Here is a 22,827-nt window from a genome sequence, read left to right as displayed (position 1 = left end):
ATGGAAGCTCGTCTCTTCGCGCTCCAGCGCCTGACGGCGATGGTGATGGCGCCCTTTGTCCTGGTGCACGTGGGTCTGGTCATCTATGCGGTCCGCGGCGGCCTGACGGCGGGCGAGATCCTCTCGCGCACCCAGGGCAACTGGTTCTGGATCGTTTTCTACGGCCTGTTCGTGCTGAGCGTGTCGGTCCACGTTCCCATCGGGGTGCGCAACATCCTGATCGAGTGGCTGCGGATCGGCCGGCCCGCGGCCTCCGTCGTCGGCCTGGCGTTCGGCGCGGCGCTGCTGGTGCTGGGCGTGCGCGCGGTCGCCGCGATAGGAGGGCTGATGCCATGAAGTCGGCTCGCAATCACCAGGCGTACTGGGCCTTCCTGGGACACCGCCTGTCGGGACTGGCGCTGGCCCTGTTCCTGCCTGCCCACTTCTACGTGCTGGCCATGGCGCTGGACGAAGCGCGCCTGGACGGCTTCCTGAAGCTGGCCGAGATGCCGGCGATGAAGTTCGGCGAATGGGGGCTGGTGCTGCTGCTGACCCTGCATATGTTCTTCGGGCTGCGCCTGCTGGCGCTGGAGCTGTTGCCCTGGAGCTCGCCGCGGAACGCGCGCATGGCCTGGATCGGATGGGGCTTCGCGCTCTCGATGGTCACGGGCCTGGTTTTCATCGCTGGAGTGATCTGAGATGCGGATCGAGAATCACAAGACGGACATCCTGGTGCTGGGCACCGGAGGGGCGGGCCTGTTCGCGGCGCTGCATGCCAAGAAGGCCAACCCGTCCCTGCGGGTGACGGTGACCGTGAAGGGCCTGCTGGGCAAATGCGGCTGTACTCGCATGGTCCAGGGCGGCTACAACGTCGCGCTGGCCGCGGGCGATTCGGTGGAACGCCACTTCATGGACACCATCGAAGGCGGCAAGTGGCTGCCGCGCCAGGACCTGGCGTGGCGGCTGGTCGAAGGCGCGGTCGAGCGGGTGCGCGAGCTGGAAAACGAGATCGGCTGTTTCTTCGACCGCAATCCCGACGGCACGCTGCATTCCAAGGCGTTCGCTGGCCAGAGTTTCGACCGCACGGTGCACAAGGCTGACCTGACCGGCATCGAGATCATTAACAGGTTGATGGAGCAGGTCCGGGCGCTGGACGTCGACGAACTGGAAGAGCATCGCGCCATCGAACTGATACCCGCCGCCGACGGCTCGGGCATCTCCGGGGTCCTGTTCATCGACATGCGGACCGGCGGCTACCGCTTCATCCAGGCCAAGGCCGTGCTGCTGGCCACGGGGGCGGGGCCGACGATGTATCGCTATCACACGCCTTCCGGCGACAAGACCTGCGACGGCCTGGCCATGGCGCTGCGCTACGGCCTGAAGTTGCGGGACATGGAGATGGTGCAGTTCCATCCCACCGGCCTGCTCGGTGGGCCCGATACCCGGATGACCGGAACGGTGCTGGAGGAAGGGTTGCGCGGCGCGGGCGGCTATCTGCTGAACGGCGCTGGCGAGCGCTTCATGGCCAACTACGACAAGCGCGGCGAACGCGCCACGCGCGACGTGGTCAGCCGCGGCATCTACGCCGAAATGCGCGCGGGGCGCACCGGACCGATGGGCGGGGTCTACATCCAGATGAGCCATCTGGGTCCGGAGAAGGTGGCCAAGACCTTTCCCGGCATGGTCAACCGCTGCAAGGATTGCGGCTTCGACCTGGCGGGCGGCAAGGTGGAGGTGGTGCCGACCGCGCACTATCTGATGGGCGGCGTCGAGTTCAACGTGGACGGCTCGACGGCCTCGCCGGGCCTTTATGCGGCCGGCGAAGATTGCGGCGGCGTGCACGGCGCCAACCGCCTGGGCGGCAACGGCGTGGCCAACTCCACCGTGTTCGGCGGCATCGCCGGCGACGCGATGGCGGCCTACGTCGCCAAGTCCGGCCTGTGGCGCGACCCCGACCAGCGCGTCATCGCGCGCGGCGTCGAGCGCGCCGAATACCCGTTTTCTCGGCCCACCGGACGCATCCACGAACTGCGGGACGCACTGTCGCAGACCATGTGGGACGACGTCGGCGTGCTGCGCCGGCGCGAGGCGATGGAGCACGGCCTGGACGCCGTCGCCGGCCATCGCGCGGCGCTGCGCGACATCGGCGTGGCGGACGGCGACCGCCGCTACAACCTGACCTGGCACGACTGGCTCAACCTGGAAAGCCTGGTCGACATCTCCAAGGTCATCACGCTCTCTGCGCTGGCGCGCGAGAACAGCCGCGGCGCGCACTACCGCGAAGACTTCCCCGAGGCCGGAGACCTGCACGCCAGCTGCTACACGCGCGTCAGCGCGCAGGACGGCGAGGTGGCGCTGGAGATGGTTCCGGTTTCCTTTGACATCGTCAGGCCCGGCCAATCGCTCATCGAGGGCGAGGCAGGCAACCCCCAGAGCTGAGGCACATCCCACCATGAGCATCCCTGTCCGGAAAGTTGAAGAGGCGGCGCTGGAAATCATGCGCCGCGCGGCGATCGAGATCCCCGCGGACTACAAGCATGGCATCCAGGAACTGCAGAAGAAGGAAACCGGCAAGCTGCCGCGTTTCGTCATTCACGCCATGATGGACAACTGGGAGGCCGCCGACCAGGACCGGCGTCCCATGTGCGCCGACACCGGCTTGCCGCGCTACTACGTCAAGGTCGGCAACAACGCCTCGGTCGATGCCGGCTTCGTCGCGGTGGAGCGCGCGCTGCGTCATGCCACGGCCGAGGGCACCGTCAGCATTCCGCTGCGGCCCAACCGCGTGCATCCGCTATGGCGCACCGACCACAACAACAACGTCGGCATCAATGCGCCCGAGATCGAATGGTCTTTCGAGCCCGACACCGACTGGATCGAAATCACCACCGTGCACAAGGGCGGCCTGTTCGGCACCGACTACCGCATGTTGTTCCCGGGCGACGGCATAGACGGCATCAAGCGCTTCGTGCTGGACACGCTGATCGCCTTCGGCAAGCGCGGCCTGGCCTGTCAGCCGGCCATCGTCGGCATCGGGCTGGGCGGCTCCAAGGACACCTGCATGCAACTGGGCAAGCAGGCCGCCTGCCTGCGCACGGTGGGCGACAGGAATCCGGATTCCAAGGTCGCGGAACTGGAGCTTGAGCTGATGCGGCTGGGCAATTCCATCGGCATGGGCGCCATGGGGTTCGTGGGCTCCGGCATGGTGGTCGATTGCCACATCGAGTGCGGCTACACCCATACGGGGGGCATGCCCATCAGCCTGCATACCTTCTGCCTGTCTTCGCGCCGGGCCACCGCGCGGATCCACGCCAACGGGGCCATCGAGTACCGCACCGATCCCCAATGGTTCACGCCCTACATGCGCCGGGAGACGGTCGAATGGTAAGCAACGACGACGACATCAAGGTCTTTCACCTGGACCTGCCCGCCAGGCGCGAGGACATCGCCAGGCTTGAACTGGGATCGGCGGTCTATCTCAATGGCGTGGTGTACACGGCCCGCGAAGGCATCTACAAGAAGGTGCTGGACGAGGGCCTGCCGCTGCCGGTGGACCTGCGGTCCCTCAGCAACGTCAACTTCCATTGCTCGCCGGCCGCGGCGCCGGACGGGCGCGGCGGCTACAACGTGGGCGCCGTCACCGCCACGGCCTCGTTCCGGTTTTCCAAGTGGATCCCGCGCTGGCTGGAGGAAACCGGCTGCCGCATCCTGATCGGCAAGGGCGGCATGCCGGCCGACGACTACAAGAAGGTGCTGGCGCCGGGCGGCGCGATCTACCTGACGACCGTCGGCTACGGCACCGGCGCGCTGCTGGGCCGCGGCATCAAGCGGGTGCGCGAGGTGCATTGGCTGGACGAGCTGGGCATCGCGCAGGCCATGTGGCTGTTCGAGGTCGAGAACTTCGGGCCCTTCATCGTCGAGAGCGACCTGGAGGGCAATTCGCTCTTCGCCCAGCACGCCGAAACCATCAATGCGGGCATCGAGAAGCTCTATGCGGGGCTCAAGCCGCCCGCGCTGCACCGCTATGGCGAGACGGACGACCGCAAGGACGAAGTGATGTAGGCGCGGCAAGGCAGACCCCGGCAACCAGATTCCTGACAGAGAGACCTCGATGATCATCGACTTCCGGCTTCGGCCACCCGTGGGCGGCTTCCTGAACACGCTGATGTATTCAGCGGGAGAGCGCCGCGACGGCTTTACCCGGACCGTGGGCTTCGAGCCTTCCCCGGCGGCGCAGCAGCAATCCATGAGCCTGCTGCTCGACGAGATGGATGCGGCGGGAATAGGGCGCGGCGTGGTCGTGGGCCGCCTGGCCGGCGTGCTGGGCAGCGTGTCCAACGAGGACGTGCGCGGCATCGTGGCCGAGCACCCGGACCGCTTCATCGGCGCGGCCTCCATCGATCCCACCGACCGCCGCAAGGCGTTCCAGGCCATCAGCCAGGCGGTCCGGGATGGCTTCAAATTGATCAACATCGAGCCCGGCTCCTACCCGGTGCCCATGCATGCCGACGACCGCCGCCTTTACCCGATCTATGGCCATTGCGAGGACCTGGGCGTGCCGGTGATCATGATGGTCGGCGGCACGGCCGGCCCCGACCTGAGCTATTCGGACCCGATACGGACCGATCGCGTCCTGGCGGACTTTCCCGGCCTGAACGTGGTGGTGGCGCACGGCGGATGGCCCTGGGTCAATGAGATACTGCACCTGGCCTTCCGCCGGCCGAACCTGTGGCTGTCCCCCGACATGTATTTTTCCCGCATGCCGGGCTGGGAGGAATACGTGAAGGCGGCCGACGGTTTTCTCTCGGACCGGATGCTCTACGCCAGCTCGTTCCCGTTCTGCCCGGTGCAGGGGTACAAGGAATGGTTCGAGACCTTGCCGATCCGGGAAGATAATCTCAGGAAAGTCATGGGCGGCAACGCGCGGCGCCTCTTGGGCATCTAGCGCGCCATGCCGCTCTTTCCATAACGCTGTGCTCCACCAGGACCTTGTTTGCATGGACATCCGGACCCTCTACACGCTGATCGCGATTGCGGACCATGGCAGCTTCGCCGAGGCCGGCAACACCATTGGCCTGTCGCTGTCGGCGGTGAGCATGCAGGTCCGCGCGCTGGAGGACGAGCTCGGCATCACGATCTTCGACCGCAGCCGGCGTCCGCCGATACTCACGGACACGGGGCTGGCGCTGGTGCATCGCGCGCGCGACCTGATCGCGCACTGGGAGAGCATGAGCGCCTCGTTGAAGAAGGGGACCTCGGCGGGCCTGCTCAAGCTCGGCAGCGTCCATACCTGTGTGTCGGGGGTGCTGCCGCTCGCCTTGCGCCATCTGCAGAAGCAGGGGCACGGCCTGGAAGTGCATGTCACCACCGGGCTGACGCATGACCTGGAGCGCGCGCTCTACCACCGCCAGCTGGACGTGGCGATCGTGACGGAACCCGACGCGCCGCGTTCGGGCCTGGACTTCATGCCCTTCGTGGAGGAACAGCTGGTCGTCATCGCGCACCGTTCGGTGAAAGGCGCCAGCGACCAGGAGATCCTGGAGCAGACGCCCTATGTGCGCTTCAACCGATCCGCCCGCGTGGGACATCTGGTGCAGGAAGAGATGGTGCGCAGGCGCATCACCGTGCGCTCGACCATGGAGATCGACAACCTCGAAGGCGTCATCGCCATGGTGGCCAACGGCCTGGGCGCCTCGGTGGTGCCCGCCAGGCGCGGCCGGAACGAGTTCCCAGCGGGCATCCGCGTCATTCCTTTCGGCTCGCCGACGGTCACCCGGCGCCTGGGCATCCTGGCTCCCAAGGAGAACCCGCGCGCCCATCTTTCGCAGTTGTTGCTGGACGCATTGAAGTCAGTCTGCGCCAGCCAGCAGGAAGCCGCCGGCTAGGCCGGCCTCAGTCAGCAGTCCGTAGTCCAGCAGTCCAGTAGTCCGCAGAAAAACACCGCAACGTCCCGGAAAAAAATCGAGCCCATCGGCCCGAGGGACAGTTGTTGCCTGGCGAATCGTCCGCCTGCCAAGGGCGGCGGGCCTCGCCGTCCCGCGAACTGAAGGAGACAGAACCATGAAAGACGACAATCAATCACGGCTGGCGCGCCGCCGCATCGTTAAGGCGATCGGATACGGCCTGGCGCTATCGCCGTTCCTGGCCAGGTCCGCGCGAGCAGATTGGCCGGCGGACCGGGTAGTGCGGATGGTCGTGCCGTTTTCGGCGGGCGGGGCCACCGACCTGCTGGGCCGCGCGCTGGCGGCCGAACTGGGCAAGGGCCTGAAGCAGAGCGTGATCGTCGAGAACCGCGCGGGCGCGGGTGGCAGCGTGGGCGCGCAGGCCGTGGCCAGCGCTCCCGCGGACGGCTACACGCTGCTGCTGGCCTCGGGCAGCATGTTCACGGTCAATCAGTTCATCTACAGCAAGCTGCCGTACTCGCTGGAGGACTTCAGTCCGATCGGCAAGGTGGCCAACGGACCCATGGTGGTCACGGTCAACGCCAATCTGCCCGTCAAGAACACGCGGGAACTGATCGAGTACGCTCGTGCCAGGCCCGGCAAGCTGAGCTTCTCGTCCGCGGGCGTCGGCAGCCAGACGCATATGGCGGGCGAGGCCTTCAGCGATGCGGCCGGGATTGAACTCATGCACGTGCCGTACAAGGGCGAAGGCCCGGCCTACACGGATCTCATGGCGGGCGTGATCGAAGTAGCCGTGGGCAACATCAACGCCATCGTCCCCTTGCTCAAGGGCGGACGCTTGCGCGCGCTGTCGGTCACGGGCAAGGAGCGTTCGGCGCTGCTGCCCGATGTGCCGACCACGGCGGAAGACGGCGTGCCGGGATTCGAGTTCACCGGCTGGTTCGCGCTGCTGGCGCCCGCGGGCACGGCGCAAGCCTCCATAGACCGGCTGCTGGCCGACGCCAGGATGGCGGTCGAGCAGCCCAATATGAAACGCTATCTGGCGGAGCAGGGCATGTACGCGGCCATCGTGCCTCCCGCCCAACTCAGGGATGAGATTGCCAGGGAGTCTGCCAAGTGGAAGGCGCTGGTGGAAAAGAAGAAGATCACCGCCAGCTGAACGCCGGACCCGATCCCTACTTGTCCATCGAGGTCATGGTGTCCGCCGAATCCCTATTCATTGCCGCTCCCGTCATCTTTGTTGCCTATGTCGTCTTCGGGATGACGGGATTCGGCGCGGCCATGGTGGCCGTGCCGGTGCTGGTCCAGTTCATTCCGCTGCAGTTCGCCGTGCCGCTGGTGGTGCTGTTCGACCTGGCCTGCACCGCGCTGGTGGGCGGCAGCAACTGGCGGCGGGTATCGCTGGTTGAACTCAAGCGCCTGTTTCCCTGGCTGCTGCTGGGGATAGGGTTGGGCGTCACGCTGCTGCACAACGCCGGCGCCAGATGGCCCCTGATGCTGCTGGGCGGCTTCGTGCTGGCGGTGTGCATCAAGGGACTGAGGGGCGCGCCATCGAAGGCTGCGGCTCCGCTGAAGACGCATTGGGCGCTGCCGTTCGGCGTCTTCGGCGGCATTTTCAGCGCGCTGTTCGGGACCGGCGGGCCGATCTACACCATCTATCTGTCGCGGCGGCTGGACGCGCTGGATCAGTTCCGCGCCACGATCTCGGTGGTCATCCTGTTGAGCGGGGTGATCCGGGCAGCGGCTTTCGGCGCCGCCGGCCTCTACTCGCAGCCGGAAATTCTGTCGGCCGCCGCCGTGCTGCTGCCCGTGGCCCTCATCGGCCTGTACGCGGGTTCGCGCCTGCGCACCCGCGTATCCGCCGACGTGCTGAAGCGGTTCATTTTCCTGCTGTTGGCGATCGCCGGCGCCGGCGCGATCTACCGTGGATGGATCTCGCCATCGTGAGGCAAGCCGCCAGTCCGGCCGGGACCGGCGGCGTGCCGCCAGCGCGGTCCTACTTCGCCGTCGGCATGGCGAATTCGGCGCCCTTGCCGATGCTCTCGGGCCAGCGCTGCATGATGGACTTCTGGCGGGTGTAGAAGCGCACGCCTTCCTCGCCATAGGCGTGCATGTCGCCGAACAGGCTGCGCTTCCAGCCGCCGAAGCCGTGCCAGGCCATGGGCACCGGGATCGGCACATTGATGCCCACCATGCCGACTTCGATGCGCCGGCCGAATTCGCGCGCGACGTTGCCGTCTCGGGTGAAGCAGGCCACGCCGTTGCCGTATTCGTGGGCGTTGATGAGATCCACCGCTTCCTTCAGGTCCTTCACGCGTACGCAGCCCAGCACCGGGCCGAAAATCTCTTCCTTGTAGATGCGCATGTCCGGCGTGACGTGGTCGAACAGGGTGCCGCCCATCCAGAAGCCGTCGCCGCAGCCGTCGCCCGCCTGCGCGCCCTGGAAGCCGCGGCCGTCCACCAGCAGCTGCGCGCCTTCCTGCACGCCCAGGGCGATGTAGCCGCTGATGCGCTCGTGCGCGGCGCGCGTCACGATGGGGCCCATTTCGGCGGCCGGGTTCTCGCCGTCCAGCACCTTCAGGGTCTTGGTGCGTTCGATCAGCCGGGGCAGCAGCCGGTCGGCCACGTCGCCCACCAGCACCGCCACGCTGACCGCCATGCAACGTTCGCCTGCCGAGCCGTAGCCGGCGCCGATCAGCGCGTCCACCGCCTGGTCGATGTCGGCATCCGGCATCACCACCATGTGGTTCTTGGCGCCGCCCAGGGCCTGCACGCGCTTGCCGTGGCGCGCGCCGGTTTCATAGATGTAGTTGGCGATGGGGGTGGAGCCGACGAAGCTCACCGCCTTCACGTCGGGATGCTCCAGCAGCGCGTCCACCGCCACCTTGTCGCCCTGGACCACGTTGAACACGCCGTCGGGCAGGCCGGCCTCGCTCAGCAGTTCGGCGATGCGCAGCGACGCGCTGGGGTCGGTGGGGCTGGGCTTGAGCACGAAGGTGTTGCCCGCCGCGATCGCCACGGGGAACATCCACATGGGCACCATGACCGGGAAATTGAACGGCGTGATGCCCGCTACCACGCCCAGAGGCTGGCGCAGCGTCCAGTTGTCGATGCCGGTGGAAACCTGTTCGGTGTGCGCGCCCTTCAGGAGCTGAGGCACGCCGCAGGCAAACTCGACGATGTCGATGCCACGCGTGACTTCGCCTTGCGCGTCGGAGAAAACCTTGCCATGCTCGGCGGTGATCAGGTGGGCCAGTTCGTCGCGGTGCTTGTTCATCAGCTCAAGAAACCTGAACAGCACGCGCGCGCGGCGGATCGGCGGGGTATCCGCCCATTGCGGGAACGCGGCGCGGGCGCTGGCCACCGCGCGGTTCACCTCGTCGGGCGTGGCCAGGACCACCTGCTTCGCGACGGCGCCGGTGGCCGGATTGAAGACGGGCTGGCGGCTGCCGGTCCCGTCGACGGGGCGGCCGCCGATGTAGTGTCCGGCATTGCGGGATCCGGCGCTGGCGTGGCTTGCGTTCATGGTCTGCTCCTGTGCTCAAGCATGGTGTTCGGGAGCTGGCACTGTCGCGCATTGCCGTCCGGCCGTCGAGACCAGAGGGCTGGAATCAGTGTTTGATGTTTCGAACAATGGAGCAGGGCATGACGAAAACAAGGCGCTTGGAAGACCTGTGGTCGCATATCCATTGCCTGGGCGTGCTGGCCGATACCGGCAGCTACACGGCGGCGGCCCGCCGCCTGCAGATCAGCAAGGCCTCGGTGAGCCAGCGCATCGTGGAGCTGGAGCAGGCGGCCGGCGTGCCGCTGGTGCGCCGCACGACCCGCAGCGTGGGGCTGACCGAGGCCGGGCAGAGCCTGGTCGACCAGACCGCGGCGGCCTTTCTGCGCATCGAGGAGGGGTTTTCCGCCGTGCAGAACCTGTCCGAGGGGCCGCGCGGCGTGCTGTCCGTGACCGCGCCCGTGGCCCTGGGACGGCAGATCATCGCGCCGCTGATCCCCGGGTTCCTGAAGGAATTTCCCGATGTACGGATCCAGCTGGATCTCAGCGATCATCTGGCGTCCCTGGCCACCGAGGGGTTCGACCTGGCGATCCGGCACGTGGCCGGCGTGCCGGACACGCACGTGGCGTCCGTGATCTGCGAGACGCGCTCCGTGCTGGCGGCGGCTCCGGAGTATCTGTCGGCCAATGGCACGCCCAAGACCCCCATGGATCTTGCCGGCCACAACTGCCTGCATTACCCGCGGCGCAGCGGCGGCGCCACCTGGTCATTCGAGTCGCGCGCCGGGGACAAGCGCGTGGCGGTGCCGGTGCGCGGCAGCTTCACCGCGAACAACAGCGAAGTGTTGCGGGAAGTGGCCGCCGGAGGGCTGGGGATCGCGCTGCTGCCGGACTTCAGCGCGAACCAGGCCTTGCGCAGCGGGGAACTGGTCGAGGTCCTGCCCGGCTGGCGCGTCGTCGGCGACTATGCCGAACGCCTGTATGCGGTCAGGCCTTACACGCCGCGCGTGCCCCTGACCGTGTCCTCGTTCGTCAGCTATCTGCGCCAGGCCATCCCGGCCTCCGCGGGGCTGGGCGGACCCGGCAAGGACGCTAGTTGACCTGCAAGCCGGCGCGGGCCACCAGATCCGCATAGATCGCCGCGCCCTGGCTGACGTACTTTTCCGTCTCGGCGGGCGACAGCACGTGGGGGATGCCGCCGAAGTTGGCATTGCCGGCGATCCATTTCGGATCCTGCGAGATCTGCCTGAGCACCTCGGCCCATTTGGCGACGGCCGCCGGATCCATGCCCGCGGGGCCGAAGAGCCCGCTCCATCCTATGACCGCTTCAAGCTGCGGCAGCCCCAGTTCGCGCGCCGTCGGGATGTCGGGAAACTGCGCCAGGCGTTCGGGCGTGGTCGTCAGCAGGGGGCGCAGCTTGCCGCTGGCGAGCAGGCCCGTCATCGAGCTGAGGTTGTTGCAGGCGAAATCCACGTCCTTGCTGAGCACTGCCAGCGCGACCTCGTTGCCGCCCTTGTAGGGCACGCTGACCACGGCGTCCGCCTTCAGTCCCTGGGTGCTGAGCAACAGCTGGGGCGCCAGGTTCTGCACCGTTGCCGGGCCGGAGTGGCTGTAGTTGAGCTTGCCGGGCTGCGCCTTCAGCGCCCGGGTCAGGTCGCTCATGCTCTTGTATGGGCTGTCCGGATGCACGACACAGACCACCGGGTTCAGCTCCAGCAACCCGATGTAGGTGAAATCCTTGGAGGTATAGGGCGTGGTCTTGGGCTGCAGGGCGGGCAGCAGGACCTGGGAGCCGATCCGGCCCACCAGCAGTGTGTAGCCGTCGGGCGCGGCAGCCTTCACGGCGGCGGAGCCGATCGCGCCGTTGGCGCCCGCCTTGTTGACCACCACCAGGGGTTGGCCGACCAGGCTTTGCGCGGCCGCCGCCAGGTTGCGGGCCGCCATGTCGGCGTCGCCGCCCGCGCTGAACGGGACGATGAGCTGCACCGGTTTGGAGGGGTAGGCCTGGGCGGATGCAAGGCCGGGGAGCGAGGCGAGCAGGCAAAGCGCGGCGCGCGCGAACGCGCCCGGCCGCGGGCCGGTAGGGCGGATCATGGGAAGTCTCCTGTCGTGCTAAGGGACGAAACCGGACTGCAGCTGTGCTCGATGCCTCGAGGTCAATGACCGGTCGCGGACTGCGTGGATGGGCTGAAAACCGGGGCGGCCTCGCCCGCCAGGGAAACATTGATGCAGGCGGGCAGCCCGCTGTTCATCGCCGCGCCCAGGGCGGTGCCCAGGCTGTCGGCGTCGTGGGCGGCGTAGCCAGCTCCGCCCAGCGCCGCAGCGACCTCGTGATAGCGCGCCGTCGGCGACAGTTCGCAGCCGATCAGCCGTTGCGGGCCGTATGTGCGCATCTGGATCAGGTGTTCGGCGTTCCAGCGCAGGTCATTGCCGATCACGGCGATGATCGCGGCCTGTTCGCGCACCGCCGTGTCCAGTTCCATCAGGTGGAAGCCGGCCGTGCCGTCGCCCATGAGGACCAGCACCGTGGCGTCGGGCCGCGCGATCTTGGCTGCGATTGCGTAGCAGACGCCGGCGCCGATGGCGCCGGACATGCCGTTGATGATGCGTGCCGGCGCCTGGCAGAACGCCTGCGCCCATTGGCCGAATTCGCCGCCGTCGCAGACCAGGACAGGTTCGTGCGCGGAGGCGAGGAAGGCCTGGACCGTCTCGCACAGCGCGCGGGGGCCCAGGGCGCCGTTGCCGGGAGCGGGGGCGCCCAGGCTGGTGCGGTTGCGCAGCGCTTCATCCACCTGGGCGCGCCAGGCGGCGCGTCCGGCGGGCGGCGCCGGCGTCTGCATCGCGGACAGCGCGGCGCAGGGGTCGGCTTGCAAGGACAGGACGAGGCGTTCGCCCAGGAGGCGGCTGGCGCGTTCCAGCATGCCGGGGTCGGGGTCGATCACCGCGACCCGGGCATGCTTGCCCAGCGCGCCCGCGCCGCCGAATCCCAGCGTGAAGTCCAGGCTCTTGCCCGCCAGCACGATGAGGTCCGCCTGCGGAATCAGCGCGGACAGGGAGCCGAGCGACGGGTCCTTCAGGCCGCGCGGGCTTTCCATGGGAATGACGCGCACGCCCAGGGCTTCTTCCAGGTTCTCGCGCGTTGCTCGCATGTGCGGCCGCGCGCCGGTCGGCCCGCTCAGCACCAGGGGGCGCTGCGCCGCATGCAGCAGCGCGGCAAGTTGTTCCAGGCTGCGTGCGTCCGGTTGCGTGGCCGCAGGCCGCATGTCGGCCTCGGGAAGATCGGCCAGGCCCGTCTCGGCCGTGAGCAGATCGAAGGGCAGGGCCAGATGCACCGGTCCGCGGCGCGGCGCAAGCGCCTCGGCGACCAGGCGGTGCAGCGCGGGATGGAGTTCCTGTGTGCTCTGGGGACGCAGCGACAGCTTGGTCAAGGGGCTGGTGATGGCGACCTGATCCAGCTCCTGGAATGCACCCGAGCCGTCTTCGCTGACGGAGGAATCGCCCGAGATGAGCAGCACCGGGCTTTCCGCCTGCGATGCCGAGTACAGCGGCGCCAGGCCATTGGTGATGCCAGGCGCGGCCGTGAGCATGGCCACGCCAAGTTCGCCGGTGATCTGGGCCCAGGCGTCCGCCATGAAGACGGCGGCGGCCTCGTGCCGTACGTGGATGATGCGGATGCCCGCGTCGATACAGGCATCGTAGAGCGGCATGATCTGGTTGCCGGACAGGCTGAAGATGGTCTTGACGCCCAGGCGATGCAGCGTACGGATAATCAACTGAGATCCAAGCACCTTTGTCTCCGCTATGGCCGCGCCTGGCAGTGCCGCGCGCCTTTCTTGACCTGCTATGGGAGTGTGCAGTCTATCGGCTATCCGCCGCGGGTTGGTTGATGTTTTTTGAACCAAGCGCAGGCCGTCGGACGGCAGGGATCGCGGGGTGTGGCGGCGGGGAGGAGAGGCGGGGTCGGGGGCCGGGTTCGGGCGGGGTTTGAGTGGGGGTTGAGTGGATAGCGGACGGATATCCCGTGCCCGCGTAGACCGGCGCGATGCGCGCGGAAATGAAAAAAGGGCCCGGAGGCCCTTTCTCAAGGATTTCCAGGAAAGACCTGGAAATCAGAATTTGGAGCGGGAGACGAGTCTCGAACTCGCGACCTCAACCTTGGCAAGGTTGCGCTCTACCAACTGAGCTACTCCCGCATGGGTTCTGCACTTGAAACAGCCAGAACCTGTTTTCTTATTCACTCTGATCAACTTGGTTATCGATCAGAAGGCGCGCATTCTACATGATTTTTTTGAGCTTGTCTTGGCCTGTGCTTACTTGGCTTTGTTCACTGCGAGCAGTTTTCGAACAAGTCCCGAAGCTCAGGGAAAGCACTCAATCAAGTAATATGAGCGAAGACAGAAACTATAGCAATCCGCAGCATCCATGTCAAATTTCTCCGTCGACATCCCCGCGCCTCCTGCCTTGTACCCGGTCAGCCAGGATCTCACCCGGCTGAATACGCTGGGCCTGGTTTCCCGGGCGGACGCGTTCGTGACGCTGGACGACCCGGCGCAACTTCCGTCGCTGTCGCGGCTGGCCAGCCAGGCATCGTCCCTGCTGGTGCTGGGCGGCGGCAGCAATCTGGTGCTGCCGCGGCAGGTGGAGGGGCTGGTGGCGCGGGTCGCATTCAAGGGCGTGCGCCTGCTGGAGGCCCGGCCCGATGCTTGGCTGGTCGAGGCGGCGGGCGGTGAGACCTGGCACGGCTTTGTCGAAACCTGCGTCCGGCAGGGCTGGGACGGGCTGGAGAACCTGGCGCTGATTCCCGGCACCGTGGGCGCGGCCCCGGTGCAGAACATCGGCGCTTACGGCGTCGAGCTGCAGGAGCGCTTCCACAGCCTGAGCGCCTGGGACGTGCGCGCCGGCCGCCTGGTCGAAATGAGCGCGGCGGAGTGCCGTTTTTCCTATCGCGACAGCGTGTTCAAGCACGACGAGCCCGGACGCTGGATCATCGTGAGCGTGCGTTTCGCCTTGCCGCGGCCCTGGCGGCCGGTGCTGGGCTATCCCGATCTGCAGCGTCATGCCCGCCTGGCGGCGGGCGAGCCGGCGGCGCGCGACATTTTCGACGCGGTGTGCGAGATTCGCCGCGCCAAGCTGCCGGATCCGGCGGTGACGGGCAATGCGGGCAGCTTCTTCAAGAATCCGATCGTGTCGGCCGGCGTGCGCGACGCCTTGCTAGGCCGGTTTCCCGGGCTGGTGTCGTACGCCCAGCCCGACGGCGGCTACAAGCTGGCGGCCGGCTGGCTGATCGACCAGTGCGGCTGGAAGGGCCGCGCGCTGGGAGCGGCCGGTGTGCATGACCGCCAGGCGTTGGTGCTGGTGAATCGCGGCGGAGCCACCGCGGCCGACATCATGGGCCTGGCTCATGCCATCCAGGCGGCGGTGTCCGAGCGCTACGGCGTGCGGCTCGAACCGGAACCCGTGGTGGTATGAAGCGGTTTCGGCCAGGCATGAAAAAAGGACCCCGCAGGGTCCTTTTTTCTTGCCGCGGCGGGTATCAGAGACCCAGCACGGATTGCATGTCGTACAGGCCGTTGTGCTTGCCATCCAGGAAGCGGGCGGCGCGCAGCGCGCCTTCCGCGTAGGTGGCGCGGCTGGCCGAGCGGTGCGTGATCTCGATGCGTTCGCCGGTGCCGCAGAAGGACACGGTATGGTCGCCGACGATGTCGCCGCCGCGCAGCACGGAGAAGCCGATGGTGCCGGGCTTGCGCACGCCGGTGTCGCCATGGCGGCTCCAGGTGGCGACGTCAGGCAGGGCCACGTTCCAGGCGGAGGCGATGGTCTCGCCCATTTTCAGCGCGGTGCCCGAGGGCGCGTCGACCTTGTTGCGGTGGTGCGCTTCGAACACTTCGACGTCATAGCCCGAATTCAGGATGCGCGCGGCCATGTCCAGCAGCTTCAAGGTGGCGTTGACGCCCACGCTCATGTTGGGCGCGAAGACGACACCGATCTTCTGGGCGGCGACTTCGATCGCGGCGCGGCCGTTGTCGTCGAAGCCCGTGGTGCCGATGACCGCGTTCACGCCATGCTTGACGCAGGCCCGCAGGTGTTCGAGCGTGCCCTCGGGGCGGGTGAAGTCGATCAGGCAGTCGGCCTGGGCCAGGGCGTCGAGATCGTCGGTGATGGCCACGCCGGTCTGCTTGCCCAGGGGGGCGCCGGCGTCCTGACCCAGCGCGGTCGAACCGTTGCGGTCCAGCGCGACGGCGAGCTCCAGGCCGGAGGCGTTCAGGACGGCTTCGATCAGCATCTGGCCCATACGGCCGCTGGCGCCAGCAATTGCAATACGCATGAGAGGGTCCTTGGTGTTACCTGAGCGGCTCGGGCGAGTTGCCCGGCTGGCCCGGGTACTGGTTCATGGGGCTGACCGGCGCGGCGGAGTCGCGCTTGAGCTGGTCTGCCTCTTCCTTCTGGCGGGCTTCGTCTTCGTTAAGGCGCTTTTCCGCCTTTTCGTCGGCCGCCGCGTTGGGCGTATTGATCTGGTACGGCTGCAGGTCGGGCTGCTTGTCGCCTTCCCAGCGGGTCAGCCGGTCATTTTCGAACCAGACGGTGAATTTGCGTTCCTGGGCTTCGCCGTAGCCGGGCTTGTAGTAGTAGGGGTAGTCCCAGCGGTTGGCGTGCAGCACGCTGGTCAGCGTCGGGCTGCCCAGGGCGAAACGCACCTGCTCGCGCGTCATGCCGGGTTGCAGCAGGGCGACCTGCTCCTGGGTGATCCAGTTTCCTTGCTGGACGCCGGCCTTGTAGGGGAAGCCCCACTTGTCCCCCGAGCACCCGGCCAGGGCGACGGCCAGGGCGGCCACAGCCAGGCCGGTCTTCAGTGAGCGGGAGGGAATTCGTGCAATCATGGACACTACGCGCCCCTATTATTTGGAAGCAGACAAAACCGTTATCATAAAGGTTTCATAAGGATAGTTCCGCATGGCGGCATGATTTCGGTGAGCCGGCTCGCGGTGCACCTATCCTGCCCATGCCAACGCGGACGGAGAGCGATTACACCATGAGCGACCAAAGCGAACTGAAGAACATGGGTTTGAAGGCGACGTTCCCGCGCCTGAAAATTCTTGATATTTTCCGGAAATCGGACCAACGGCACCTCAGCGCCGAAGACGTCTATCGCGCCCTGATCGGCGAAAACGTCGAAATCGGCCTGGCTACCGTCTACCGCGTCCTGACCCAGTTCGAACAGGCCGGCATTCTTGCCCGCAGCCAGTTCGACAGCGGCAAGGCGGTGTTCGAGCTCAATGACGGGGACCACCACGATCACCTGATCTGCACGAATTGCGGCAAGGTGGTCGAGTTTTCGGACCCGGAAATCGAAAAGCGCCAGCAAAAGATTGCCAAGGACAACGCCTTCGCGCTGGAAAGCCACGCCATGGTGCTGTACGGCATCTGCGGCAGCTGCATGAAGGGCCGCTAGTCCCCGGTCCTTACACCCCGGCCCGCCGCCACGCTCGCAGCGGGCCTGCGAGATCCAAAGCCCCTACATATTGAAGGGGCTTTTTTTATCCGTGGCGCTTTAGTTCTGGCCGAAGCCTTCCAGCATTTCGCGGGCGTGTTCGCGCGTGGTCGCGGTCAGCTTGATGCCGCCCAGCATGCGCGCGATTTCCTCGACGCGGGCGGAGGCGTCCAGTTCTTCGATGCTGGAGCGGGTCGATCCCCGCGATTCGGCCTTGGAGACCAGGAACTGGTTGTTGGCGCAGGCCGCGACCTGCGGCAGGTGGGTGACGCACAGCACCTGATGGCGTGCGCCGAGTTCGCGCAGCAGCTTGCCGACGGCCTCGGCCACCGCGCCGCCGACACCGCTGTCGACCTCGTCGAAGATCAGGGTGGGCACGCGCGCGGCGCGGCTGGCGATGACGGACAGCGCCAGCGAGATGCGTGACAGTTCGCCGCCCGAGGCCACCTTGGCCAGAGGGCGCGGCGTGGTGCCGGCGTGGCCCGCCACCAGGAATTCGACTTGCTCATTGCCCTGGGCGGACGGCGCAGATTCGGCCAGCGTGGGCTCGAACTTGCCGCCTTGCATGGCCAGCGTCTGCATGGCCAGCGTGACCTGCTTGCCCAGGTCCTTGGCGATCTTGCGGCGCGCCGTGGTCAGCTTGGCCGCCGCGGCGTCGTACTGGGCCTGTGCGGCTTGAGCCTGGGCGCGCAGGGCGTCGATATCGCCCGCGGCCTGCAGCGCGGCAAGCTGCGCATGCAGGTCATCGCGCAGTTCGCACAGCGCGTCGGGCTCGACGCGGAACTTGCGGGCGGTCTCGAACACCAGGCCCAGCCGGCCTTCGACGGTAACCAGCCGCTGCGGATCGAGGTCCACGCGGCTGACGTAGTTGTTCAGGTCCGACACGGCTTCGCTGATGGCGATGCGCGCCGATTCCAGCTCGTCGTGCACGCCTTGCAGGCCCGGATCATGGCGCAGCATCTGCTGGAGACGGTGATTGGCCGAGGTGAGGCGGTGATGCGCGGAATCGCCTTCGCCGTCCAGGGCTTCGAGGATTTGCGTGGCGCCGTCCAGCAGGGATTGCGAGTGCGACAGGCGGGTGTGTTCGGACTGCAGCGCCTCCCACTCGTCAGGTTCGAGGTTCAACTTGTCGAGCTCGTCGACCTGCCATTGCAGGCGGTCGCGTTCGGAGGCCAGGCTGGCGGCGTCCTTCTCGGCGGATTCCAACTGGCGCGCCAGTGCGCGCCATTGCTTCCAGGCCTGGCCCACCGCGTTGCGCAGTTCGCCGTGGCCGCCGTGGGCGTCCAGCAGGTCGCGCTGGGCGTCGGAGCGCATCAGGCTCTGGTGCGCGTGCTGGCCGTGGATGTCGACCAGGCTGTCACCCAGCTCGCGCAATTGCGCCACGGTGGCGGGTGTGCCGTTGATGTAGGCGCGGCTGCGGCCCTGGGCGTCGATGACGCGGCGCAAGGACAGTTCCGCGTCGGCGTCGATCTCGCGCTCCTGCAACCAGGGAATGAGGCCCTTGGGCGTGTCGAAGACGGCGGTGATGTCCGCGCGCGGCGCGCCTTCGCGCAGCATGCTGGCGTCGCCGCGTTCGCCAAGCGCCAGCGCCAGCGCATCCACCAGGATGGATTTGCCCGCGCCGGTTTCGCCGGAAAAGACGGTGAAGCCGGCATCGAAATGGATTTCGGTCTGTTCGACGATGACGAAGTCGCGGATATGCAGGGTGCGCAGCATGTGGGGGCGCTTACTACTCTACGTTGTCGGAGGCTTCGGGCATCAGGTTCCAGTGCAGCTTGCGGCGCAAGGTGGAGAAGAAACTGTAGCCTTCGGGATGCACGAAGCGGATGGTATAGGGTGCTCGTTGCACGACGATGCGGTCGCCCGGCTGCAGGTCGGACCAGGTCTGCATGTCGAAATGCACGCTGGCGCCGACTCCCACGCGGCCCATGGCGTTCAGCGTCATGTTCAGCACGCCGGAGTCGGGAATGACGATGGGGCGGTTGGACAGGGTTTGCGGCGCCACGGGCACCAGCACCATGGCATTCATGCCTGGATGCAGGATGGGCCCGTTGGCCGACAGCGCATACGCCGTGGAGCCGGTAGGGGTCGCGATGATCAGGCCGTCGGCGCGCTGCGTGTACATGAAGGCGCCGTCCAGCTCGACCCGCACTTCGATCATGCCGCCGCGTCCCGCGCGGTTCAGCACCACATCGTTGAGGGCGGAGGCGGAATACATCTTCTGGTCGCCGCGCCACACGCTGCCTTCCAGCAGCATGCGCTCTTCGATCTGGAAGCTGCCTTCGAGCACGCGCGCCAGCGCGCCGTGCGCATCCTGTAGCGCGATGTCGGTGATGAAGCCGAGGCGGCCGTGGTTGATGCCGATCAACGGCATGCCATACGGCGCCAGGTGGCGGCTCGCGCCCAGCACGGTGCCGTCGCCGCCCATCACCACGGCCAGCGAGGCGGTCTGGCCGATTTCCTCGAGCGTGGCGATGGGGTATTCGGTCAGGCCGGTATTGCGCGCCGTGTCCGCGTCGATGAGCACCTGCCGGCCCGCCTGCCTCAATGCGTGGGCCAGCGCTCTCAGCGGTGTGTCCAGGCCGGTGTCCTGGTATCTGCCGATCAGGGCTACGGTAGGAAAGTGCATGGCTGCTTGCGAATAAAAAAAGGCCGGACCTGAAGCCGAAACCTGCCCGGAATGGGCGGTTTAGCCGATTATATGGGGCCGCATATGGGCTTGCGGGACAAAAATCGCCTCAATCGAAAAAGATTCCCTAAAATACTTGTTATGGATGACCGCGCACGCGCACTACTGAAAGCGTTGATCGAACGCTATATCGCCGATGGGCAGCCTGTCGGCTCGCGGACGCTATCGAAAGTCTTCGACCTGTCTCCGGCCACGATTCGCAATGTGATGGCGGACCTTGAAGAGTTGGGGCTGATCCATAGCCCGCACACCTCCGCCGGCCGCGTGCCCACGCCGCGGGGCTACCGCATGTTCGTCGATTCCCTGCTGGCGGTGCAGTCCTACCAGCTCGAACCCCACAACATGGGCGAGATGCTGGCGGCGGCCGAGCCCACCCGGGCCGTCAACGCCGCGGCGGCGCTGCTCTCCAACCTGACCCAGTTCGCGGGGGTGGTGCTGACGCCCAAGCGCGCCCAGGTGTTCCGCCAGATCGAATTCATCCGGCTGTCCGACAAGCGCGTGCTGCTCATCATCGTCACGCCCGACGGCGACGTCCAGAACCGCATCCTGTTTGTCCAGCGCGATTACTCCGAGACGGAATTGCTGGAAGCCGGCAATTTCTTCAACATGCACTTCGCCGGCAAATCCTTCAACGTCGTGCGGCAGACCCTCTCGACCGAACTGGCGCAGTTGCGCGAGGATATCTCGCGCCTGATGCAGGCCGCGGTCGAAGCCAGCGCGGAAGCCGCCGAGGACGGCGACGCCATGGTCATCTCCGGTGAGCGCAAGCTGCTGGACGTGACCGACATCGCGTCCGACATGGACCGCCTGCGCAAGATGTTCTCGCTGTTCGAGAAAAAGACCGATCTGCTGCAGCTGCTGGACGTATCCAGCCGTGCCCAGGGGGTGCAGATCTACATCGGCGGCGATTCGCAGCTGGTGCCGATGGAAGAAGTCTCGGTCATCACCGCGCCTTATGGCGTGGACGGCAAGGTGGTCGGCACGCTGGGCGTGATCGGTCCCACGCGCATGGCCTACGAACGCGTCATTCCCATCGTGGACATCACGGCGCGCTTGTTGTCCAACGCTCTCAGCCACAACCAGTAGGTCCATTCGAAGCTACGTCCTCCTCGCGGAGGAAGGGGAGTTTTTGTGTTTCTTCGCCTGTTCAAGTACCTGTGGCCTGAGCGCTATCTGCCGGAACCCGAGCAGGAGGACCCCTTCGACGAAGACCCCGCGCCGCGCGGGCCGGGCAAGGTTGGCGTGCTGCTGGTGAACCTGGGCACCCCGGACACCCCGGGCAAGAAAGACATACGCAAGTACCTGGGCGAATTCCTGTCCGATCCGCGCGTGATCGAGATCCCGCGCTATCTGTGGAAGCCCATCCTGCACGGGCTGGTGCTGACCATGCGGCCCAAGAAGCTGGAGCCGCGCTACGCCGGCGTCTGGATGAAGGAAGGCTCGCCGCTGATGGTGTACAGCCAGCGCCAGGCCGAAGGCGTGCGCGCCGCCCTGGCCGAGGCCGGGATCGACGCGGTGGTGGAACTGGGCATGCGCTACGGCAACCCCTCGATCCCCGACGCCATCTCGCGCCTGCGCCAGCAGGGCTGCGAGCGCATCCTGACCGTGCCGCTCTATCCCCAGTACGCCGCCAGCACCACCGCCACGGTGGTCGACGCCGTCACCCGCCATGCCGGCCGCCTGCGCGACCAGCCCGAACTGCGCTTCATCAAGCGCTTCCACGAAGAGCCCGCCTACCTGGACTCGCTGGCCGGCCGCATCGAGCGCTACTGGCAGGAGCATGGCAAGCCGCAGAAGCTGATCATGAGCTTCCACGGACTGCCGCGCTATTCGATCGAACTGGGCGACCCGTACTACCGCGACTGCATGGAAACGGCGCGCCTGCTGTCCCAGCGCCTGTCGTTGCCGCGCGAGCAGATCGAGGTGACCTTCCAGAGCCGTTTCGGCACCGCCCGCTGGCTGGAGCCCTATACCGAACCCACCCTGAAGGCGCTGGCCGCCGCCGGCGTGACCGAGGTCGATGTGGTGTGCCCGGGTTTTGTGGCAGACTGTCTGGAAACCCTGGAAGAGATCAGCCTGGAATGCCGCGACGCCTTTATCGGGGCGGGCGGCAAGCGCTTCCGCTACATCCCGGCGATCAACGACGATCCGGCCTGGATCGCAGGGCTGGCCAGCCTGGTGGCACGGCACTTGCAGGGGTGGCCCACGCAATCACGGACTTGAAGGAGAAGGCGCATGCACCATGATCCCAAGACTGGAAAGATCGTCAAAAAGGGGCAGGTGAGCACCCCGGTGGACGAAGATCAGCTGGAGCACGAGCTGGACGAGGCGCTTGCCGAGACCTTTCCCGCCAGCGATCCCATCGCGATCAACCCCGAGCCGGAAGAGGACCGGGGCGTCGATCGCGCCCTGAAGGACAGTTTCCCCGCCAGCGACCCCGCCGCGCCCGCCCAGCCGCACAGGAAGTAGGGCGTCCGCGGCGGCCATGCGCCGTTTGCATGATGGCGGAAGAATGTGCTGAATTTATGCTTGCAGTCTGACAATTGACGGCATTTGGCAGAAATTGGGCAGATTTTTGATTACATTCCTCCTGCCTTTGCGGCCCGGCGCCGTCAGGGAATATTTGCTTTCCCGGGCTTGAAATAGGGGTATTGGCCCCCATTCATGTCTGCGAAAGCCATACTTTTTGGAGGATTCCCCATGACGGCACCCAACGAGCCTGTAGATCAGACGCCCGAAGTCGGCAAGAGCGCCGATGCGGCTCCCGCCGCCGAGGACGCCGCGCAGGCCGAGCTGAACGAGTTGCGCGCCCAGCTGGACGCCGCCCTGGCTACCGTCAACGACCAGCAGGACCAGTTGCTGCGCGTGCGGGCCGAGGCCGAGAACGTGCGTCGCCGTGCCCAGGAAGACGTATCCAAGGCACGCAAGTTCGGCATCGAGTCGTTCGCCGAAAGCCTGGTTCCGGTCAAGGACAGCCTGGAAGCCGCGCTGGCCCAGCCCGAGCAGACCGTCGAGACCCTGAGCGAAGGCGTCCAGGTCACGCTCAAGCAGCTGACGGCGGCCTTCGAGCGCAATCTGCTCAAGGAAATCGCGCCGGCGCAGGGCGACAAGTTCGACCCGCACCAGCATCAGGCCATTTCGTCCATCCCCGCCGAGCAGCCCGCCAATACCGTGGTGCAGCTGCTGCAAAAGGGCTATGCCATCGCCGACCGGACCCTGCGTCCGGCGCTGGTGGTGGTGTCCGCCGGCTAGGGCTGAGCACGCC

Annotated in this window: 23 protein-coding genes and 1 tRNA gene; 16 read left to right on the top strand and 8 right to left on the bottom strand. The window is 66.7% G+C overall.

Annotated elements, in window-relative coordinates:
• The 9 genes from HWY37_RS12310 to HWY37_RS12270 all read left to right on the top strand — a co-directional run bounded on the left by HWY37_RS12310 (position 1) and on the right by HWY37_RS12270 (position 7,829).
• The gene (locus HWY37_RS12310) at positions 1-336 is read left to right on the top strand and encodes a succinate dehydrogenase (protein ID WP_176088724.1); all 336 of its coding nucleotides are present in this window, start codon (positions 1-3) and stop codon (positions 334-336) included.
• Positions 333-677: a succinate dehydrogenase/fumarate reductase transmembrane subunit gene (locus tag HWY37_RS12305; protein ID WP_175205132.1), complete on the top strand. Its 345-nt coding sequence runs from the start codon at positions 333-335 to the stop codon at positions 675-677. Before HWY37_RS12310 ends, HWY37_RS12305 begins: the two co-directional genes overlap by 4 nt.
• A 1-nt stretch (position 678) precedes the next feature.
• On the top strand, positions 679-2,418 hold the full coding sequence (locus HWY37_RS12300; RefSeq protein WP_176088723.1) for an L-aspartate oxidase: 1,740 nt from the start codon (positions 679-681) through the stop codon (positions 2,416-2,418).
• Positions 2,419-2,431: 13 nt separating this feature from the next.
• Entirely contained in the window at positions 2,432-3,367 is a 936-nt protein-coding gene (locus HWY37_RS12295; RefSeq protein WP_175205130.1) for a fumarate hydratase, read from the top strand.
• Positions 3,361-4,041 carry a fumarate hydratase C-terminal domain-containing protein gene (locus HWY37_RS12290; protein WP_175205129.1) on the top strand — a complete coding sequence of 227 codons (681 nt, stop codon included), beginning with the start codon at positions 3,361-3,363 and terminating at the stop codon, positions 4,039-4,041. The genes HWY37_RS12295 and HWY37_RS12290 overlap by 7 nt, the downstream gene beginning before the upstream one ends.
• A 49-nt stretch (positions 4,042-4,090) precedes the next feature.
• Complete coding sequence (locus HWY37_RS12285) at positions 4,091-4,924, top strand: amidohydrolase family protein (protein ID WP_175205128.1); 834 nt, start codon at positions 4,091-4,093, stop codon at positions 4,922-4,924.
• A gap of 52 nt (positions 4,925-4,976) precedes the next feature.
• Positions 4,977-5,864 carry a LysR substrate-binding domain-containing protein gene (locus HWY37_RS12280; protein ID WP_176088722.1) on the top strand — a complete coding sequence of 296 codons (888 nt, stop codon included), beginning with the start codon at positions 4,977-4,979 and terminating at the stop codon, positions 5,862-5,864.
• A 175-nt stretch (positions 5,865-6,039) separates the two neighbouring features.
• Positions 6,040-7,041 (top strand): Bug family tripartite tricarboxylate transporter substrate binding protein, encoded by a 1,002-nt coding sequence (locus HWY37_RS12275; RefSeq protein WP_175205126.1) that lies wholly within the window; start codon positions 6,040-6,042, stop codon positions 7,039-7,041.
• Positions 6,999-7,829: a sulfite exporter TauE/SafE family protein gene (locus HWY37_RS12270; protein WP_338076255.1), complete on the top strand. Its 831-nt coding sequence runs from the start codon at positions 6,999-7,001 to the stop codon at positions 7,827-7,829. The genes HWY37_RS12275 and HWY37_RS12270 overlap by 43 nt, the downstream gene beginning before the upstream one ends.
• 49 nt (positions 7,830-7,878) lie before the next feature.
• Here HWY37_RS12270 and HWY37_RS12265 read toward each other — a convergent pair whose 3' ends face one another.
• Positions 7,879-9,408: a CoA-acylating methylmalonate-semialdehyde dehydrogenase gene (locus tag HWY37_RS12265; RefSeq protein ID WP_176088721.1), complete on the bottom strand. Its 1,530-nt coding sequence runs from the start codon at positions 9,406-9,408 to the stop codon at positions 7,879-7,881.
• Positions 9,409-9,527: 119 nt separating this feature from the next.
• Between HWY37_RS12265 and HWY37_RS12260 the strand changes: the two genes are divergently transcribed.
• A complete protein-coding gene (locus HWY37_RS12260; protein ID WP_176088720.1) occupies positions 9,528-10,484 on the top strand; it encodes a LysR family transcriptional regulator in 957 nt (318 codons plus the stop codon).
• On the opposite strand, the gene HWY37_RS12255 is transcribed toward HWY37_RS12260, so the two are convergent.
• The 3 genes from HWY37_RS12255 to HWY37_RS12245 form a co-directional block, all read right to left on the bottom strand.
• Complete coding sequence (locus HWY37_RS12255) at positions 10,477-11,478, bottom strand: Bug family tripartite tricarboxylate transporter substrate binding protein (protein WP_175205123.1); 1,002 nt, start codon at positions 11,476-11,478, stop codon at positions 10,477-10,479. The genes HWY37_RS12260 and HWY37_RS12255 overlap by 8 nt on opposite strands.
• Before the next feature lie 62 nt (positions 11,479-11,540).
• The gene (locus HWY37_RS12250; protein WP_246302266.1) at positions 11,541-13,157 is read right to left on the bottom strand and encodes a thiamine pyrophosphate-binding protein; all 1,617 of its coding nucleotides are present in this window, start codon (positions 13,155-13,157) and stop codon (positions 11,541-11,543) included.
• Between the two features lie 344 nt (positions 13,158-13,501).
• A tRNA-Gly gene (locus HWY37_RS12245) sits at positions 13,502-13,577 on the bottom strand.
• A 229-nt stretch (positions 13,578-13,806) separates the two neighbouring features.
• Here HWY37_RS12245 and murB point away from each other — a divergent pair.
• The gene (gene murB, locus HWY37_RS12240) at positions 13,807-14,853 is read left to right on the top strand and encodes a UDP-N-acetylmuramate dehydrogenase (RefSeq protein ID WP_176088718.1); all 1,047 of its coding nucleotides are present in this window, start codon (positions 13,807-13,809) and stop codon (positions 14,851-14,853) included.
• A 64-nt stretch (positions 14,854-14,917) separates the two neighbouring features.
• Here murB and dapB read toward each other — a convergent pair whose 3' ends face one another.
• Positions 14,918-15,709 (bottom strand): 4-hydroxy-tetrahydrodipicolinate reductase, encoded by a 792-nt coding sequence (gene dapB / locus HWY37_RS12235; RefSeq protein ID WP_175205120.1) that lies wholly within the window; start codon positions 15,707-15,709, stop codon positions 14,918-14,920.
• Between the two features lie 16 nt (positions 15,710-15,725).
• Positions 15,726-16,262, bottom strand: coding sequence for an outer membrane protein assembly factor BamE (locus HWY37_RS12230; protein ID WP_175205119.1), 537 nt, complete (start codon positions 16,260-16,262; stop codon positions 15,726-15,728).
• 152 nt (positions 16,263-16,414) lie between these two features.
• On the opposite strand from HWY37_RS12230, the gene fur reads away from it, so the two are divergent.
• Entirely contained in the window at positions 16,415-16,834 is a 420-nt protein-coding gene (gene fur, locus HWY37_RS12225) for a ferric iron uptake transcriptional regulator (protein WP_013391855.1), read from the top strand.
• A 99-nt stretch (positions 16,835-16,933) separates the two neighbouring features.
• Here the strand turns inward: fur and recN are convergent, their stop codons facing one another.
• Entirely contained in the window at positions 16,934-18,589 is a 1,656-nt protein-coding gene (gene recN, locus HWY37_RS12220; RefSeq protein ID WP_176088717.1) for a DNA repair protein RecN, read from the bottom strand.
• 13 nt (positions 18,590-18,602) lie between these two features.
• On the bottom strand, positions 18,603-19,502 hold the full coding sequence (locus HWY37_RS12215; RefSeq protein ID WP_175205117.1) for an NAD kinase: 900 nt from the start codon (positions 19,500-19,502) through the stop codon (positions 18,603-18,605).
• Between the two features lie 141 nt (positions 19,503-19,643).
• On the opposite strand from HWY37_RS12215, the gene hrcA reads away from it, so the two are divergent.
• The 4 genes from hrcA to grpE all read left to right on the top strand — a co-directional run bounded on the left by hrcA (position 19,644) and on the right by grpE (position 22,814).
• Positions 19,644-20,648 (top strand): heat-inducible transcriptional repressor HrcA, encoded by a 1,005-nt coding sequence (gene hrcA / locus HWY37_RS12210; protein WP_102774198.1) that lies wholly within the window; start codon positions 19,644-19,646, stop codon positions 20,646-20,648.
• 45 nt (positions 20,649-20,693) lie between these two features.
• On the top strand, positions 20,694-21,785 hold the full coding sequence (hemH, locus tag HWY37_RS12205) for a ferrochelatase (RefSeq protein ID WP_175205116.1): 1,092 nt from the start codon (positions 20,694-20,696) through the stop codon (positions 21,783-21,785).
• Positions 21,786-21,797: 12 nt separating this feature from the next.
• Complete coding sequence (locus HWY37_RS12200) at positions 21,798-22,031, top strand: hypothetical protein (protein WP_175205115.1); 234 nt, start codon at positions 21,798-21,800, stop codon at positions 22,029-22,031.
• 231 nt (positions 22,032-22,262) lie between these two features.
• The gene (gene grpE, locus HWY37_RS12195) at positions 22,263-22,814 is read left to right on the top strand and encodes a nucleotide exchange factor GrpE (RefSeq protein ID WP_175205114.1); all 552 of its coding nucleotides are present in this window, start codon (positions 22,263-22,265) and stop codon (positions 22,812-22,814) included.
• Positions 22,815-22,827 lie beyond the last annotated feature (13 nt).

The sequence above is a fragment of the Achromobacter anxifer genome, assembly GCF_903652925.1.
Classification (GTDB): domain Bacteria; phylum Pseudomonadota; class Gammaproteobacteria; order Burkholderiales; family Burkholderiaceae_B; genus Achromobacter; species Achromobacter anxifer.
The sequence above is the reverse complement of the archived record's forward strand: the minus strand, read 5'-3'. Positions and strand labels throughout refer to the sequence as shown.

What these genes read in the sequence shown, in the direction of transcription:
- HWY37_RS12305 (WP_175205132.1), top strand. Translation starts at nt 333, where the DNA reads ATGAAGTCGGCTCGCAATCACCAGGCGTACTGGGCCTTCCTGGGACAC.
- fur (WP_013391855.1), top strand. Translation starts at nt 16,415, where the DNA reads ATGAGCGACCAAAGCGAACTGAAGAACATGGGTTTGAAGGCGACGTTC.
- HWY37_RS12290 (WP_175205129.1), top strand. Translation starts at nt 3,361, where the DNA reads ATGGTAAGCAACGACGACGACATCAAGGTCTTTCACCTGGACCTGCCC.
- dapB (WP_175205120.1), bottom strand. Translation starts at nt 15,709, where the DNA reads ATGCGTATTGCAATTGCTGGCGCCAGCGGCCGTATGGGCCAGATGCTG.
- HWY37_RS12295 (WP_175205130.1), top strand. Translation starts at nt 2,432, where the DNA reads ATGAGCATCCCTGTCCGGAAAGTTGAAGAGGCGGCGCTGGAAATCATG.
- HWY37_RS12215 (WP_175205117.1), bottom strand. Translation starts at nt 19,502, where the DNA reads ATGCACTTTCCTACCGTAGCCCTGATCGGCAGATACCAGGACACCGGC.
- murB (WP_176088718.1), top strand. Translation starts at nt 13,807, where the DNA reads ATGTCAAATTTCTCCGTCGACATCCCCGCGCCTCCTGCCTTGTACCCG.
- HWY37_RS12230 (WP_175205119.1), bottom strand. Translation starts at nt 16,262, where the DNA reads ATGATTGCACGAATTCCCTCCCGCTCACTGAAGACCGGCCTGGCTGTG.
- HWY37_RS12275 (WP_175205126.1), top strand. Translation starts at nt 6,040, where the DNA reads ATGAAAGACGACAATCAATCACGGCTGGCGCGCCGCCGCATCGTTAAG.
- HWY37_RS12265 (WP_176088721.1), bottom strand. Translation starts at nt 9,408, where the DNA reads ATGAACGCAAGCCACGCCAGCGCCGGATCCCGCAATGCCGGACACTAC.
- HWY37_RS12285 (WP_175205128.1), top strand. Translation starts at nt 4,091, where the DNA reads ATGATCATCGACTTCCGGCTTCGGCCACCCGTGGGCGGCTTCCTGAAC.
- HWY37_RS12280 (WP_176088722.1), top strand. Translation starts at nt 4,977, where the DNA reads ATGGACATCCGGACCCTCTACACGCTGATCGCGATTGCGGACCATGGC.
- HWY37_RS12260 (WP_176088720.1), top strand. Translation starts at nt 9,528, where the DNA reads ATGACGAAAACAAGGCGCTTGGAAGACCTGTGGTCGCATATCCATTGC.
- recN (WP_176088717.1), bottom strand. Translation starts at nt 18,589, where the DNA reads ATGCTGCGCACCCTGCATATCCGCGACTTCGTCATCGTCGAACAGACC.
- HWY37_RS12310 (WP_176088724.1), top strand. Translation starts at nt 1, where the DNA reads ATGGAAGCTCGTCTCTTCGCGCTCCAGCGCCTGACGGCGATGGTGATG.
- HWY37_RS12200 (WP_175205115.1), top strand. Translation starts at nt 21,798, where the DNA reads ATGCACCATGATCCCAAGACTGGAAAGATCGTCAAAAAGGGGCAGGTG.
- HWY37_RS12300 (WP_176088723.1), top strand. Translation starts at nt 679, where the DNA reads ATGCGGATCGAGAATCACAAGACGGACATCCTGGTGCTGGGCACCGGA.
- hrcA (WP_102774198.1), top strand. Translation starts at nt 19,644, where the DNA reads ATGGATGACCGCGCACGCGCACTACTGAAAGCGTTGATCGAACGCTAT.
- grpE (WP_175205114.1), top strand. Translation starts at nt 22,263, where the DNA reads ATGACGGCACCCAACGAGCCTGTAGATCAGACGCCCGAAGTCGGCAAG.
- HWY37_RS12255 (WP_175205123.1), bottom strand. Translation starts at nt 11,478, where the DNA reads ATGATCCGCCCTACCGGCCCGCGGCCGGGCGCGTTCGCGCGCGCCGCG.